The following is a 16038-nucleotide window of genomic DNA, read 5'->3' as shown; positions in this document are numbered from 1 at the left end:
GGAGATGTCAGGAAGTTGACGGGTTATTCACCATTTACGCTTGGTTTTGTGGGAAGAAACGGAAAGGGAAAGACAACGTTTCTTCAGTTACTCCTGGGAAAATACGAATACCAGGGAGCGATCACCCGCTCGGTTGTCTTCGATTATTTTCCGTATCCGGTGAAACAAAAAGATCTGGAACGGACAGCAGCGGAGCTGATGGAAGACTGGAAAGCGGGAGTAGAGAGCTGGAGAGTTCTTTGTGAATTGGAAAAACTGGATATGGACGCAGAACTTTTGTACAGACCATTTGGTACGTTAAGCTTTGGGGAGCGGACCAGGGTTATGCTTGCAGTCCTTTTTTCCGGTGAAAATGATTTTCTGCTGATCGATGAACCCACCAACCATTTGGATCAGGACGCCAGAGAGATTATCAAAAAATATCTGGCGTCAAAAAAAGGATTTATTCTGGTATCCCACGACAGGGATCTGCTGGATGCCTGCATCGATCATGTGCTGGTTTTAAACCGGGCCTCGATCGAAGTACAGAGCGGCAATTTTTCCAGCTGGTGGGAAAACAAGGAAAAAGCAGATCATTTTGCCAGAATGGAACATGAAAAACGTGTAAAAGAAATTGGAAAACTAAAGGCAGCCGCCGATTGTTCTTCGCGCTGGGCAGAAAAAAATGAAAATACCAAGATTGGATATGATCCAGCCAAAGAACATGACAGATCGATATCGACACGATCGTATATCGGAGCAAAGACGAAGAAAATGCAGTCGCGCGTCAAAGCGTACGAGGAGAGAATGGACCGGGAGATCGAGAAAAAGGAAGGGCTGTTAAAAGATATCGAAACGGTAAAAGATTTAAAGATTATGCCGCTTTCCCATTACAAAGAACGGCTGATCGAATGCAGGGATTTTTCCTTAAAATACCGGGATGGAAAAGAGAATGTGATCACCGGATTGAATTTTGAACTGAAACAAGGAGACCGTGTTTTTCTGAAAGGAAAAAATGGCTGTGGAAAATCCAGCCTGATCAAGTATATTCTGACGCAGAACCTGCAAAATTCTTCCAATGGCGGAATCGAAAAGCGGAAAATTACGATGTCCGGATGCGAAAATCTTTCCGGCGAAAATATAATGGCAACGGGTACCTGTTCGATTGCCTCAAATCTCGTTATTTCCTATATCAACCAGGATACCTCGCATCTGTCCGGAACGCTGAAAGAATTTGCCAAAAAGCAGGAAATTGATGAGCCAATGCTCCTTTCCATGTTGCGCAGCCTGGATCTGGACAGAGAACAGTTTGTAAAAAACATGGAGGAATTTTCCGAGGGACAGAAGAAAAAAGTATTGATTGCTGCCAGCCTTTTAACACCTGCGCATCTCTATCTGTGGGATGAACCGCTGAATTATATTGATGTATTTTCACGGATGCAGATTGAGAAACTGATTGCGCAGTTCCAGCCAACGATGCTGATCGTGGAGCATGATGCAAGGTTTGCCAGAAAGCTGGCAACGAAAGTGGTAGAGCTTTGACCAGAAGAATAAACGGAAAGGTTATGACTGAAAAAAACGAGACTTCTTATGGAGGTCTCGTTTTGCTATGATTAAAAATAGTAAAAAAAGGAGGAATTCACATTATGACAAAAAGAAAAATAATGCTGATTACGGTTTGCTTTGCTATTTTTGCTATATCGCTTCTGCTATCCAGATAGTTTTTTAAAAGCGCTGGAAAAAGGAATATGGATGTTCCGGCAGCGGGATCTGAACAGATAGAGGATTCAAAGGATACAGAAGAAAAAAGAAACACAGAAGAAATGACAGAGCTGGAAGAAACAGAAGGGGCAGCAGCATCAGAAGGGGCAGCAGAACCGGAAAAAGTATATAGTAACGGCTATTCCGGCGGAGGAGAAACGCTGGCGCTGATCCTGGGAAAAAAGCCGGAACTGTTTACTGCAGCGCTCATGTGCAGCTCCAAATGGGATGGAGCATATGAACCGGTGACAGAGGCAAAAACACCGGTCTATTTTGTGATTGGCGAAAGTGATGAATATTATGGATCAGAACCGTTTAAAGAAGCGTATCAGATTTTATATGAGCTGTATGCAGAGCAGGGTTTAGCAAAATCCGAAATAGACAATTTGCTGGTACTGGATATAAAAGAGAAAAATTACTTTGCAGGAACGAAAGTGACTTATCAGCACGGAGGCGGTTATCTGTTCTGTCGGGATGAAAAAAATATGGGATGGCTGTTTGGACATTAAGAGTCATGGAAAAATATATTGCAAAATTCCAAAGAAGTCTATAGTATGATAGTAGAGCGCGTTTGAAAAATCATTTCCGCATTCTGTGCGTTCCATTTTGCGGTATGTTTCACTCTTTTGCCGGCATGATGGCAGCAAAAAGATAAAATAAAAAAGGAGTCGACATGGAAAGAAAAAATCGTGGCATCTTAAAAAACAAGTTATTTTTGTATCTGACAGAATTTTTTTCCGGAATGTCTGTGATGGCGGTAGAACTTGGTGCGAGCAGGCTGCTTGCCCCGTATTTTAGTTCTTCACAGATTGTATGGACGATCATCATCGGAACCATCATGATTGCTATGGCACTGGGAAATATCTATGGAGGCAGAACGGCGGACAAGTCGCCCAATCCGGACAAGCTCTATGGACGTATCATCGTAGCTGCTTTATGGATTGCGTTAATTCCCGTGGTCGGAAAATATATCATTGTTGGCATTTCTGCGGTTCTGATTTTTTCCGTAAATAACAATTTTCTGATCCTGGCTGCGTTTGTGGCCTGTATGGTAATTTTTGTGTTCCCGTTATTTTTACTGGGTACGGTAACTCCGTCGCTGGTCAAATATTCGGTGAGCAATCTGGATGATAACGGAAAAACGGTGGGAACACTGGGAGCATTCAATACGATCGGCAGCATTATTGGTACCTTTGTGCCGACGTTTGTTACGATCCCTGCGGTTGGAACATCGATCACTTTTCTGATCTTTGCGGGAATTTTACTTGCGTTATCCATCGTGTATTTTGTGATGGAAAAAGCAGGGAAAAAGAAAGTGATTGCATCGGTACTTATTTTCGCGTTCTGCTGTGGAACAGGTTATTCCGATTCCTTCGCATTCTGGGAAAACAACCTGACATATGAGGGAGAGTCTGTATACAACTATCTTCAGGTGTACGAAAATGATAAGAGAGTAGCATTGTCTACCAATGTTCTGTTTGGCGTACAGTCTGTCTATATGAAGCAGGATGAACTGGCCGGAATGTACTATGATTATGCGATGGCGGCGCCGCTTATGATCAAAGACAAGCCGACAGATCAGATGGATGTGCTGATCCTTGGCATGGGTACGGGAACCTACGCCACACAGTGTAAGAAATATTTTGGGAACATGAACATTGAGGGTGTAGAGATTGATGAAAAGATCACGGATCTCTCGCGGAAATATTTTTCACTTTCCGAGGATATTCCGGTGACTACTTACGATGGAAGAGCGTTTTTAAATGCATCGCAGAAAACGTATGATGTGATTATGGTCGATGCATATCAGGATATCACAATTCCATTCCAGATGTCCTCCAAAGAGTTCTTTGAACTGGTCAAATCACATCTGAAGGACGATGGCGTTATGGTGGTAAACATGAATATGCGTGGAATGAAGGAAGGAAACATCAATCAGTACCTTTCGGATACGATTGGAAGTGTCTTTGATACAGCGGTTACAGTGGATGTGGCAGGATCGTCCAACCGGGAACTCTTTGCGTCGGACGATTCGGACATCGTAAAGAATCTGACGAAACATACGGGGGAACTTACAAACGTAAACCTGAAAAATATGATGCAGGAAGTTACGTCAAATCTTACAGAATATCAGAAAGGAAATTATATCCTCACAGATGACCAGGCGCCGGTGGAGCTGCTTGGCATGCAGGTGATCGATGAGCTGATCAAGGATGAAGTCCAATACTATAAAGATATCTATAAAGAGCAGGGAATCAAAGGACTGATCGAGTCTCTCTGAGCTCTGGAAAAAACATAAATCATGGGAATGAGAAAGAGGAACAGATACACCATCACAGTTTTTTAAAAAAGTTGTACGAAATAACATGGTTATGTTAGCAAATGATATACAGAAAAAATGGTTATAAAGGAGAACTAAAAATATGAAGTTAAAATCTATTTTTGACCAGACAGATTTTGTACATGCAAGCGGTACAAAAGAAGAATTGCAGGTTGCAAACTATTTAAAGGAGCAGTGTGAAGCATTAGGAGTCCCGGCAAAACTGGAAGGTTTCCGCGTTGCGATGGGCGAAATCGAAGAGGCACATTTGTATGCAGACGGGATGGAAATTTCATGCAAAGCTCTCACATGCTGCGGAAGCGGAAGTGTCGAAGGCGAACTCTACTATATGCCGGGAACCGATCCGGTTTCCGTTGCCGGTGCAAAAGATAAAATTGTGCTGATGGATACGCAGGGAATCGGATTTTTTGCGTACCAGGATTTGATGAAAGCAGGCGCGAAAGCGATTCTGTTCCAATATGGAAACAGCTATTACCCACATACAGACATTGATCAGAGAGATCTTCGGGAAGCCGTTGTCGGAGAGGAAAAGAAAGTGCTCTGCGCTATGATTCACTCCGCACAGGCAGTAGAACTTGTGAAAAATAAAGTAAAACAGATCCGTCTGGAAATCCGGCAGAAGGAATACGATGGAGAATCCCATAATGTGATTGCAGAATTGCCGGGAAAAAGAGAAGAATGGATCGTTTTAAGCGCGCATTATGATACGACATCGCTTTCGCATGGTGCATATGACAACATGAGCGGATGCGCAGGGCTTCTTGGAATCATGGAGCAGATGAAAGGGAAAGAGCTGAATTATGGTCTTCGGTTTGTATTCTGCGGAAGCGAAGAAAGAGGACTTTTAGGATCGAAGGCGTATGTCAGAGATCATGAGAAAGAGTTGAGACAGATCGTACTGAACATCAATCTGGACATGATCGGAACGTATATGGGAAAATTTATCGCCTGCGTATCGGCAGAAGAAAAGCTTACCCATTACATCAGCTATATGGCTGCAGAAGTTGGCTTTCCAATCGCAGCAGAAAACGGCGTCTATTCCAGTGATTCCACGCCATTTGCCGATCATGGGGTTCCGGCTGTTTCGTTTGCGCGTATTGCCAACGGAAATGTCGCCCCGATTCACTGCCGCTACGATGTCAAAGATGTGATGTCGATGGAGCAGCTGCAAAAAGATATTGATTTCCTGACAGTATTTACCAGAAGATTCGCAAACGCAGCGGTCTGCCCGGTGGCAAGAGAAATACCGGAAACGATTCGGAAACAATTGGATGAATATTTGTTTCGCAAGAGAAAAGAAGCCTGATATACTTCGATCACGGATATGAGCAGCGAGACGAATTGCAAATAGGAAAAAGAACGACAGTGGCAGGAGAGAGAAACCATGAAAAAAATAGAACTGGTAGAAATCAGGCAGGTAAACGATGCCCTTGCAGAAATGGTTGCGCTGTTTCGAGTAGAACTGCGTTCCTATAAAGGAATTGCATCAAAACCGAACGTGGAAGACGGACGGGAAGAAATGAAGGAATACCTTTTAGCAGGATTTCCAGTGTTTGCCGCTACGGTGCATGGCGAATACGCAGGTTATGTTGTCTGTCGTATTGAGAGCGAGGTGGTGTGGGTGGAATCCATCTTTGTCAGAGAAGAGTACCGCCGGCAGGGAGTCGCTGCCGCACTGCATGGCAAGGCAGAAGAAATTGCAGCTTCTTATGGAAACGATACGGTTTACAACTATGTCCATCCCAATAACCACAGGATGATTGAATTTTTGAGAAAGCGTGGTTACACCGTTCTGAATCTAATTGAGATCCGTAAACCGTATCAGAATGAAAAACTGACGCAGACGATTACGGTTGGGGAACATGAATTTGATTATTGAGGGAGTCATTTTCATCCCACAATTCCAGAAAAGCCCGAAGTTCAGACGGAAGGCGCCCCTTGCGCCAGGCAAGCAGGATTTCGGTTGTAAGGTCTGCATCTGTGATGGTGCAGGCCTTTAATTTATGGGTAAGATTCAGCATGGAGGCCGGCAGAAGAGCGATGCCAAGGCCTTTTTCTGCCATTGTCATTGCCGTGCGGGCGTCCTCGCAGGTGAGATAGATATCGCAGAACAGACCCGCCTGCTCGAAAGCGGAGAGCATGTATTTCCGGTAGCGGTTCGACAGAATCAGCGGCTGCTCGGCAAGTTCCGTAAGCGAAAGGGTTTCACGCCCGGCAAAAAGCGGGTGAGAAGGGAGTGCCATGGCGGTGATGCTCTCTTTTAAAAGGGTCTTCGTCTCGCAGCCATTTAAAACGATTGGCGTGCGGAGCGTGGTGAGATCCACCATGTGATTTTCGAGCTGGTCTTTTAAAGCAAAGGTAGAACCCTCGTGGACATCAAAATGGATGTGCGGGTATTTCCGGGAAAATCGCAGGAGATAGTCGGCGAGCAGCGAAACGGTGGATGGCGTCATGCCGATGTGGAGTGTCGCAGACTGACTGGATTTTACGACTTCGCGCCTGGTGAGATCCGCAAGCATCAGAAGCGTTCCTGCCTGTTCATACAGTGTTTTTCCTGCCTCGGTCAGGGTGATTTTCTTTGTACCGCGGATGAGAAGAGGCACCTGAAGCTCTTCCTCCAGCATTTTGATCTGATAACTTAACGGCGGCTGTGTCATATGCAGCACCCGTGCCGCCCCGCTGATGGTTCCCGCGTCCACGATGGCGCGGAAGTATTCGAGTTGTCGAAGTTCCATAAAAATCCTCCTGAAAAAACTATATAAAAATTATTCAATTTCAATATAAAAACAATAATTTACATATAGAATACGCCATGCTATACTGAAAAGCAAGTGAAAAAGAAGGGAATGAGGGAACAAATGAAACGAATTGATTTCGAACATGGAACCGTAACCGGAAACATCTTCGGGGCAGCGCTCCCGATGCTGGTTGCTCAGATTTTGAGTCTGCTGTACAATATTGTAGACCGCGTCTACATCGCGCGGATCCCGGAGGTAGGAACGGCGGCACTCGGTGCAGTCGGTCTGTGCTTTCCGCTGATCGTTATCATCACAGCATTCAGCAACTTGTTTGGAAGCGGCGGCGCTCCGCTGTTTTCGATTGAGCGTGGAAAGAATGATCAAAAAAAGGCGGAACGTATTATGAATACGTCGTATTCCATGGTATGTGTCTGTGCTGTCATACTGATGGTGATCGGCTTTTTGTTTGCCCGTCCACTGCTATCACTGTTCGGCGCATCGGCAGATGCGATGGTCTACGCGTATCCTTATATGATGATTTATCTGATCGGAACTTTGCCGTCGATGGTGGCAACCGGCATGAACCCGTTCATCAACGCGCAGGGCTACTCGACCGTTGGTATGCTTTCCGTCACGATCGGAGCGGTCGCAAACCTGCTGCTTGACCCGCTGTTTATCTTTGTGTTTGGCTTTGGTGTGCAGGGGGCTGCGATTGCAACTGTGATTTCCCAGACACTTTCCGCAGTGTTCGTTCTGTATTTCCTGACCCGGAAATCGGAACTGAAAGTGCGCTTTGTGCGGAAAAATGAAATTTCTGAGTGTGCAGGCTATGCGAAAAATATTGTCAGCCTCGGTACCGCGGGATTTATCATGCAGCTGACCAACAGCCTTGTCACGATCTGCTGCAACAACGTACTCTCTGTGACCGGCGGTGATATTTACATCTCTGTTATGACGATCGTATCGAGCGTGCGTCAGCTCGTCGAGACACCGATCTATGCAATGAATGAGGGAACTTCTCCGATTTTGAGCTATAATTACGGTGCACGCCGTCCGGCCCGCGTGCGCAAGGCGATGTGTGTCATGAGTGCGATGATCCTCGGCTATACCGCAGTGATGTGGAGCGTGATTGTTCTGGCGCCGCATGCGCTGATCGGTATTTTCAGTTCGGATGCGGTACTGACCGCAGATGCGGTTCCGGCTCTGAAGCAGTACTTTGCAGCATTCATTTTCATGGATCTGCAGTACATTGGACAGACCGTATTCAAATCTCTGAATAAAAAGAAGCAGGCGATCTTTTTCTCCCTGCTCCGAAAAGTCTTCATTGTTGTACCGCTCACCTATCTGATGCCGTACGTACTCCACATGGGAACGGACGGTGTATTCCTTGCCGAACCGGTATCAAACGTAATCGGCGGAAGTCTCTGCTTTATCACCATGCTGATTCTGGTTCTGCCGGAACTGAAGCGAATGGAGCAGCAGAAGTAATGTTTTTGAAAAGTTTCTGAAAAAAGGACAGGAAGATCTTTACCGAAACGGTTTTGGCAGATATCTTCCTGTTTTTTATTGCCATACATACAATATGATGCCTCGGACAATCTGATGCGCATTGGAGTCCCGGCGCTCCGCATTCTGTCGGTGCCTATCTGCTTTCGATTCCAGGTCTGATCTATCAGGCGGCGCTGCAGGGACTTTCCCTTGGAAAAGAAAGTATGTACATATCCATGACACGCCAGGCGATTCTGCCGCTGGTGTTTGCATTTCTTCTCAAAGGATTTGGAAACCTGAATCTGATATGGGGCGCCTTTGTCCTGGCTGAGCTCTGCGGCATCCCGCTTGCAGCAGCTCTCTGGAAACGGAAAGGGGAAAAGCAGATTCAGTTTTAAGTATAGAAAAGAAAAACAAAAAGGCTGTTCTTTGCGAAAGGCAGCCTTTTTTGCATACCATAAGATAAGAATACACAGGGGCTTATGGATGAAAGAGCAGGAAAATCTGACAGGAAAAGGAATTACAGCCGCCGTGCTGGATACAGGGATTTTTCCCCATATGGATTTTGACGGCCGGATTGTAGCCTTCCGGGATCTTGTGTACGGGCGGGAGACGCCTTACGATGACAATGGACACGGAACGCATGTCTGTGGTATCCTTGGCGGAAGTGGAAGAGCGTCCGGCGGAAAATACCAGGGTGCGGCACCGGGATGCCGGTTTGTCGTAGTGAAGATTCTGGACCGAAGGGGAAATGGAAGAAAGCAGGATATCCTCGCGGCGATTGACTGGGTGTGCAAAGAGCGAATAAGACTTAATATCCGCATTTTAAATATTTCAGTGGGAACAACAGAGCAGGAAAAAACGGTGGATGATCTGCTAGTACAGGCGGTGGAGCGCGCCTGGGATGACGGGATCACTGTTGTGACAGCGGCCGGAAATCTGGGGCCCGCTCCGGGCAGTATTACGGCGCCGGGGAGCAGCAGAAAAGTGATCACCGTGGGAGCGGGCGATCTGCTGGAGCCAAGAAGAGGAATCTCCGGATGCGGCCCGACACGGGACTGCGTCTGCAAACCGGATCTTGTCGCGCCTGGAAAACGTCTCATTTCCTGCGCGCCTGGAAGAAGCAGGAAGGAATATGTGGTGAAGAGCGGCACCTCGATGGCGGCACCGCGGGTGTCCGGAGCCGTGGCTTTGGCACTTGAACGGGTTCCGGATCTTACAAATGTCCAGGCGAAAATGCTGCTTTGCGAATCGGCGAGAGACCTTGGCCTTCCGCGCAACCGTCAGGGGCATGGGATGCTTCAAACAGACCGTTTTCTGTCTCTTCTGTGAGACACTGTGCGGCAGCATAAAAAAAGAAAAATGAAGGAAAACACCTCTCATCCTGCAAAAATTGTGTGAATTTATGGGAAAATGCCAAAAAATCAGGCGAATTTTGACTTGACAAGCTATAGGATACTTTATACAATAAACGGGAATAGAAAAAGGAGGCCTACTATGGAAAAAATTCAGATGACCACTCCTCTGGTAGAGATGGATGGAGATGAGATGACCAGAATTCTCTGGAAAATGATCAAAGATGAGCTGCTTCTCCCGTTTATTGACCTGAAAACGGAATATTACGATCTGGGACTGGAACACAGAAACGAGACGAACGATCAGGTAACCGTAGATTCCGCAAACGCTACCAAGAAATACGGTGTAGCAGTCAAATGTGCCACCATTACGCCGAATGCAGCGCGTATGACCGAGTACAATCTGAAAGAAATGTGGAAGAGCCCGAACGGAACGATCCGTGCCATGCTCGACGGAACCGTTTTCCGTACCCCGATTGTCGTAAAAGGCATCGAGCCGTGCGTGCGCAACTGGAAAAAACCGATCACGATTGCCCGTCATGCATACGGAGATGTCTATAAAAATGCAGAAATGCGCATTCCGGGACCGGGAAAAGCAGAGCTGGTTTATACGGCTGAGGACGGCACCGAGACAAGAGAGCTGATCCACAACTTCACCGGCGCCGGTGTCATTCAGGGCATGCACAATCTGGATAACTCCATAGAAAGCTTTGCGAGAAGCTGTTTCGAGTACGCACTGTCCACGAAACAGGATCTGTGGTTTGCAAGCAAGGATACGATTTCCAAGAAGTATGATCACCGCTTCAAGGATATCTTCCAGGAGATCTTCGATGCAGAGTACAAAGAGAAATTTGCAGAAGCAGGCATTACCTACTTCTACACTCTGATCGACGACGCCGTTGCCCGCATCATGAAAGCAGAGGGCGGCTTTATCTGGGCCTGCAAGAACTACGACGGCGATGTCATGAGCGACATGGTATCCTCCGCCTTCGGTTCCCTTGCGATGATGACTTCTGTTCTCGTATCCCCGCACGGATATTACGAGTACGAGGCTGCGCACGGAACCGTACAGCGCCACTATTACCGTCACTTAAAAGGTGAGGAGACATCCACCAACTCCGTGGCCACCATTTTTGCATGGACCGGCGCACTCAGAAAACGCGGGGAAATGGATGGAAACGCAGAACTTTCCGCATTTGCAGACCGTCTGGAAAAAGCAACGATCGCAACGATCGAGAGCGGAAAAATGACAAAAGACCTTGCGCTGATCACCACCATGGAAAATCCGACCGTATTAAACAGCCGTGATTTCATCCTGGCCATCCGCGAGGAGCTGGAGAAATAATTAAACGAAGCAAAAAAGAAAGCCGATCCGGCATTCCCGCAAAAAGGGATGCGCCGGACCGGCTTTTTCTGTTTTGAATTTTCCGGGGAAAACCAGGCCTATTCGGCAAGCTCTTCCCATTTTTCATACAGCTCTTCGAGTTCCGCGGCAATCTCTGCTTTCTCTTTGCTTAATTTCACACACTCTGCCACATTCGTTGCGACTTCCGGTTTCGACATTTCCTCATCAATTTCCGAATCGCGTGTCTCAAGCTCTTCAATTCGTTTCTCCGTCTTTTTCAGCTCGTTTTCTTTCTTGCGGAGACGTGCCTGTTCTTCTTTCTGCGCTTTCCAGTCCAGCTTTGTGGAGGAGGCTTCGGAAGGAGCCGCTGTTTCTTCCGGAGCGGCGGCATCGGCAGCAGGAGCATAGATGCGGGTCAGCTCTTCTTTTTTCTCCAGATAGTAATCGTAATTTCCGATATAGTTGACGAGTGTTTGTCCCGTCAGCTCCAGAATCCGGGTTGCAGTCTGATTGATAAAGTAACGGTCGTGGGAAACGTACAGTACCGTTCCAGTGTAATCCTTCAGCGCGTTTTCCAGAATCTCCTTTGATACGATATCGAGGTGGTTGGTCGGCTCGTCGAGGATCAGGAAGTTGGCGTTCGAGAGCATCAGCTTGGCAAGAGAAATTCGTCCGCGCTCACCGCCGCTCAAGGTATGAATCGGTTGGAAGACATCGTCGTTTGTAAACAGGAAGGCGGCCAGCACATTTCGGATTTCGGTGTTTGTCAGATACGGATACGCGTCGGAAATCTCCTGGAAAATGGTCTTTTCCATGTGGAGCACCTGATGCTCCTGATCGTAGTAACCGATCTGTACACGGCTTCCAAGTGTAAAAGAGCCGGCATCCGGGCGGATGACTTCGTTTAAGATCTTTAAGATCGTCGTTTTTCCCGTTCCGTTGTTTCCGATGATTGCGACGCGCTCCCCGCGCTTGATTTCGAAATTCAGATCCTGGAAAAGCGTCTGTCCCGGGAAGGCTTTGGAGAGGTGCTCGACGGTCAGCACATCGTTTCCGCTTGTGATGCGCGGTTCCAGACGGATCCGCATATCGGAGCGTACTTCGGTCGGCTTTTCCAGCACATCCATTTTGTCCAGCATTTTTTCACGGCTCTCGGCGCGTTTGATGGATTTCTCGCGGTTGAAAGATTTCAGCTTTGCAATGACTTCTTCCTGATGGTGGATTTCCTGCTGCTGGTTGACCCAGGCATGGTAAGCGGCTTCACGGAGCATTGCTTTTTTTTGACTGTAGGCGGTATAGTTTCCCTCAAAAGTTGTTACTTTTTTATTGTCCACTTCAACGACTTTTGTGACAACGCGGTCGAGAAAGTAACGGTCATGGGAGACGATCAGGACGGCTCCGCTGTAATTTAAAAGATACGTTTCGAGCCAGGAGATCGAGTCCATATCGAGGTGGTTGGTCGGCTCGTCGAGCAGAATGATGTCCGGTTTGGTGAGCAGCAGTTTACCAAGTGCCACGCGGGTCTTCTGACCGCCGGAGAGGGAGTCCACCTGTTTTTCAAAATCGCTCTCGGAAAAGCCAAGACCTTTTAAAACACCGACGACTTCACTGCGGTACGCGTATCCGTTTTCCAGTTCAAAGGTATGGGAGAGGCGGGTGTAGGTGGAAAGAAGTTCATCCAGCTCTGCACCGGATTTTGTATTCATATCACTTTCCATCTGACGGAGGCGTTCCTCCATATCGATCAGATTCTGTTTCGCGGTCAGCACTTCCTGGTAAATGGAAAGGTGTCCGGTCAGATCCTGATGCTGGGCGAGATAGCCCATCGTCTTTCCTTTGGAGAGGATGACCTCTCCCTCATCGGCCCTCATTTCGCCGATGATGATTTTTAACAGCGTCGATTTTCCGGCACCGTTGATGCCGACCAGTGCGGTTTTTTCGCGTTCTTCTATATGAAAAGATGCATTTTTGATAATTTCCGTTGTCCCGAATGCTTTCGAGATATTCTGACATGCAAGAATCATGTGGTTCCTCCAGATAACATATTTCTGTATTTTGACATAATACACCATCCTTATTATAGAGAGTAATACACAAAATTTCAAGAAATCTTTGACAATTTTCTATCAACCATATATAATATGAATATATGCAGGTGTAAATAAGGAGGAATTTATCTTGGAAGAAAAAGGAATTTCGCGGGCAGTTATCAAAAGACTTCCTAGATATTATCGTTACCTGGGCGAATTGCTGGAGGACGGAGTAGAACGGATCTCTTCCGGTGAGCTGAGCGAGCGGATGAAAGTGACAGCTTCCCAGATTCGCCAGGATTTAAATAATTTCGGCGGCTTCGGCCAGCAGGGGTATGGTTATAACGTGCGGTATCTGTACAGCGAGATTGGAAAAATTTTAGGTCTGGACAGAGTCCACAATATGATTTTTGTCGGAGCCGGAAATCTGGGACAGGCGCTTGCTAATTATGCGGCCTTTGAAAGAAGCGGATTCAAAACGGTCGGTATTTTTGACGTCAACCCGGTATTAAAAGGAATCTCCGTGCGCGGAATTGAAATCCGCATGGCGGACGAGCTTCCGGAATTTATCAAGGAACACCATGTAGAGATTGCGGCTTTGACACTGCCAAAAGCAAAAGCGGTAGAGATGGCAGAGATTCTCGTGGACAACGGTGTAAAAGCAATCTGGAATTTTGCACATACCGATCTAAACTTAAAACTTCCGAAAGATGTGATCGTCGAGAACGTCCATCTTTCCGAAAGTCTGATGCGTCTCTCCTACAATCTGACCAGATATGAGGCGGAGCATCCAAAGAACAATTAAGAAACCAAAACAAAAGCAGGAGAGTCTTCGGGAAACCGGAGACTTTTTCTGTTCACTTTCCGGATAAGGCAGGAAAAGGAGGAAAAGCGATGAAACGGATTCTTACAGCAGCACAGATGAAGCAGGCAGACCGCAATACGATCGAAACCATGGGGGTACCGTCCCTGGTACTGATGGAGCGCGCAGCGCTGTCCTGCGTGGAGGAGCTTCAAAATGGAACATGGGATACAGGAAAAGTCCTTGCTGTGTGCGGTCCCGGAAATAATGGAGGGGACGGTGCGGCAATTGCACGGATTTTAAAGACGAAAGGGGTGGATGCGGAACTGTTCTGTCTTGGAAATCCGGAAAAATACAGTGAAGGCATGAGAGCACAGAAGAAAATTGCGGAAAATTATGGGGTCCGTGAGGTTAAGAATCCGGATTTCCGGGAATATACTGTTATCATAGATGCCATCTTTGGAATTGGCGTATCCCGTCCGCTGGCAGGGGAGTACCGGAGGGCAGTGGAAGCAATCTGCGCAAGCGGTGTTCCTGTTCTTGCCGTGGACATCCCTTCGGGGATCCACACGGATACCGGAGAGGTCCTTGATGCGGCGGTGAAAGCCAGAGCCACGGTGACATTTGCCTGTGCAAAGCCAGGGCTTCTCTTTGATCCCGGAAAACGATATGCCGGAGAGGTCCTGGTCCGTGATATCGGAATCGGCTTTGATGCAGGAGAAGAGGAGACGCCCTGGTACGGTTCAGTGGAAAAAGAAGATCTGGACCGGTTTCTTACCCGCACGCCGATGGGAAATAAGGGAACCTTCGGAAAGGTGCTGGTACTTGCCGGTTCCGGTGCCATGTGCGGAGCCGCTGTTTTGTGTGCCAGGGCAGTCCTTGCATCCGGTGCCGGCATGGTAAAGGTTGTGACAGAGGAAAGAAACCGTACGCCGCTTTTCTGTGCCCTGCCGGAAGCAATGGCGGATTTCTGGAAGGAGGATGAGCCGCTTCCGGAAGAAGCCCTGCTGCAGGATCTCGCCTGGGCGGACGCTGTTGTTGCGGGACCGGGACTTTCCAAAAGCCGGACGGCAAAAGAACTGCTCGTTTTTACGGTGCAGCACACAGAAGTTCCTCTTGTTCTGGATGCAGATGCGCTGAACCTGATTGCAGAAGATGCAGAGATTCTTTCGGGCTGCCGGGCAGAAAAAATTTTAACGCCTCATGTAGGAGAGCTTGCACGGCTGCTGCACATGACCATTGCAGAATGCCAGCGTGACCCGGCAGGAAGCGCCGGAAGGGCAGCCGAAAAATACCAGGCCTGCTGTGTACGAAAGGATTCCGTAACCGTGACAGCAGAGGAAGGGCGTGAGCAGTATTACATAAACACAAGCGGAAGCAGTGCGCTTGCGACGGCGGGAAGCGGCGATGTGCTCGCGGGAATCACAGGCGCCTTTGCAGCAAAACGTCAGTGTGAAAAAAACGAGAAAAAAATCAGCCTTGCCAAAACAGCGGCACTGGCGGCATATGCGCATGGAAAGGCGGGAGAGGCTGCGGAAGAAAAAAGCAGTGCTTCCTATGTAACAGCATCCGAGATTATCAGAGGATTGCAGTCAATCTGAGCAAAGCAGATCAGAATCACGGGTTCCCAAAAGGACTCCGGGCGGACTTTTTTGAAGCGCCGGATGAAATTTGTGAATACCTCCGGAAAAACAGGCAATATTAAATACATGGAAACGATTTTAAAAGGCGTAAAACGCCGGATCGTTATCGTATGGGAAAGCAAAACGGAAAGAATCGGAGAGTGAGCACAAGTGGTAATCAAGCGTGGCGATGTATATTATGCCGACCTGCGGCCCGTTGTGGGAAGTGAGCAGGGCGGTGTCCGTCCGGTGCTGATCATTCAGAATGACATCGGCAACCGGCACAGTCCGACGGTGATCTGTGCGGCGATTACATCGAGGATGAATAAGGCGAAGCTGCCGACGCACATTGAGATCGAAGCGTCCGCCTATGGGATTGTACGGGATTCTGTTATTTTACTGGAACAGCTTCGGACGATCGATAAGAGAAGGCTGAAAGATAAAATCTGTCATCTGACGCCGGAACAGCTGGCCCTTGTGAACGAAGCACTGAAAATCAGCCTAGATCTGCCTACATAAGGGGTATTTTTGGCGCGCAGAGATTTCGCTTTTAGAAAATAATATTCCCGTTTTGCCG

Annotated in this window: 15 protein-coding genes; 12 read left to right on the top strand and 3 right to left on the bottom strand. The window is 47.6% G+C overall.

The window, feature by feature from the left end; genetic code table 11:
* The coding region (locus tag PGS38_RS16810) for an ATP-binding cassette domain-containing protein (protein ID WP_270476438.1) at positions 1-1521 on the top strand (1521 nt) is incomplete at its 5' end.
* 206 nt (positions 1522-1727) lie between these two features.
* Positions 1728-2249, top strand: a complete 522-nt coding sequence (locus PGS38_RS16805; RefSeq protein WP_243037577.1) for a hypothetical protein — start codon at positions 1728-1730, stop codon at positions 2247-2249.
* 38 nt (positions 2250-2287) lie between these two features.
* Here the strand turns inward: PGS38_RS16805 and PGS38_RS17910 are convergent, their stop codons facing one another.
* Positions 2288-2362: a DUF6783 domain-containing protein gene (locus tag PGS38_RS17910; protein ID WP_373141018.1), complete on the bottom strand. Its 75-nt coding sequence runs from the start codon at positions 2360-2362 to the stop codon at positions 2288-2290.
* A gap of 51 nt (positions 2363-2413) precedes the next feature.
* Between PGS38_RS17910 and PGS38_RS16800 the strand changes: the two genes are divergently transcribed.
* The 3 genes from PGS38_RS16800 to PGS38_RS16790 all read left to right on the top strand — a co-directional run bounded on the left by PGS38_RS16800 (position 2414) and on the right by PGS38_RS16790 (position 5960).
* The gene (locus PGS38_RS16800; RefSeq protein WP_270476437.1) at positions 2414-4021 is read left to right on the top strand and encodes a spermidine synthase; all 1608 of its coding nucleotides are present in this window, start codon (positions 2414-2416) and stop codon (positions 4019-4021) included.
* Positions 4022-4163: 142 nt separating this feature from the next.
* Complete coding sequence (locus PGS38_RS16795; protein ID WP_118596002.1) at positions 4164-5387, top strand: M28 family metallopeptidase; 1224 nt, start codon at positions 4164-4166, stop codon at positions 5385-5387.
* A gap of 78 nt (positions 5388-5465) precedes the next feature.
* Positions 5466-5960: a GNAT family N-acetyltransferase gene (locus PGS38_RS16790; RefSeq protein WP_055227881.1), complete on the top strand. Its 495-nt coding sequence runs from the start codon at positions 5466-5468 to the stop codon at positions 5958-5960.
* On the opposite strand, the gene PGS38_RS16785 is transcribed toward PGS38_RS16790, so the two are convergent.
* On the bottom strand, positions 5929-6816 hold the full coding sequence (locus tag PGS38_RS16785; protein WP_117508979.1) for a LysR family transcriptional regulator: 888 nt from the start codon (positions 6814-6816) through the stop codon (positions 5929-5931). The two genes, PGS38_RS16790 and PGS38_RS16785, sit on opposite strands and share 32 nt — an antisense overlap.
* A gap of 123 nt (positions 6817-6939) precedes the next feature.
* Between PGS38_RS16785 and PGS38_RS16780 the strand changes: the two genes are divergently transcribed.
* The 4 genes from PGS38_RS16780 to PGS38_RS16765 all read left to right on the top strand — a co-directional run bounded on the left by PGS38_RS16780 (position 6940) and on the right by PGS38_RS16765 (position 11007).
* A complete protein-coding gene (locus tag PGS38_RS16780; RefSeq protein WP_118596001.1) occupies positions 6940-8307 on the top strand; it encodes an MATE family efflux transporter in 1368 nt (455 codons plus the stop codon).
* A gap of 224 nt (positions 8308-8531) precedes the next feature.
* Positions 8532-8705: a hypothetical protein gene (locus PGS38_RS16775; protein ID WP_158578914.1), complete on the top strand. Its 174-nt coding sequence runs from the start codon at positions 8532-8534 to the stop codon at positions 8703-8705.
* Between the two features lie 88 nt (positions 8706-8793).
* Positions 8794-9639, top strand: a complete 846-nt coding sequence (locus PGS38_RS16770) for a S8 family peptidase (RefSeq protein WP_055227885.1) — start codon at positions 8794-8796, stop codon at positions 9637-9639.
* A 165-nt stretch (positions 9640-9804) separates the two neighbouring features.
* Positions 9805-11007: an NADP-dependent isocitrate dehydrogenase gene (locus PGS38_RS16765; RefSeq protein ID WP_055217983.1), complete on the top strand. Its 1203-nt coding sequence runs from the start codon at positions 9805-9807 to the stop codon at positions 11005-11007.
* A gap of 98 nt (positions 11008-11105) precedes the next feature.
* On the opposite strand, the gene PGS38_RS16760 is transcribed toward PGS38_RS16765, so the two are convergent.
* Complete coding sequence (locus PGS38_RS16760) at positions 11106-13031, bottom strand: ABC-F family ATP-binding cassette domain-containing protein (protein WP_117812762.1); 1926 nt, start codon at positions 13029-13031, stop codon at positions 11106-11108.
* A 154-nt stretch (positions 13032-13185) separates the two neighbouring features.
* On the opposite strand from PGS38_RS16760, the gene PGS38_RS16755 reads away from it, so the two are divergent.
* The 3 genes from PGS38_RS16755 to PGS38_RS16745 all read left to right on the top strand — a co-directional run bounded on the left by PGS38_RS16755 (position 13186) and on the right by PGS38_RS16745 (position 15980).
* A complete protein-coding gene (locus PGS38_RS16755) occupies positions 13186-13842 on the top strand; it encodes a redox-sensing transcriptional repressor Rex (RefSeq protein ID WP_022462574.1) in 657 nt (218 codons plus the stop codon).
* Between the two features lie 89 nt (positions 13843-13931).
* On the top strand, positions 13932-15440 hold the full coding sequence (locus PGS38_RS16750) for a bifunctional ADP-dependent NAD(P)H-hydrate dehydratase/NAD(P)H-hydrate epimerase (RefSeq protein WP_022462573.1): 1509 nt from the start codon (positions 13932-13934) through the stop codon (positions 15438-15440).
* 192 nt (positions 15441-15632) lie between these two features.
* Positions 15633-15980: a type II toxin-antitoxin system PemK/MazF family toxin gene (locus tag PGS38_RS16745; RefSeq protein ID WP_022462572.1), complete on the top strand. Its 348-nt coding sequence runs from the start codon at positions 15633-15635 to the stop codon at positions 15978-15980.
* Positions 15981-16038 lie beyond the last annotated feature (58 nt).

The organism is Fusicatenibacter saccharivorans (genome assembly GCF_027667425.1).
Taxonomy (GTDB): Bacteria; Bacillota; Clostridia; order Lachnospirales; family Lachnospiraceae; genus Fusicatenibacter; species Fusicatenibacter saccharivorans.
Note: the sequence above shows the minus strand (reverse complement) of the source record. Positions and strands in the feature narration are given on the sequence as shown.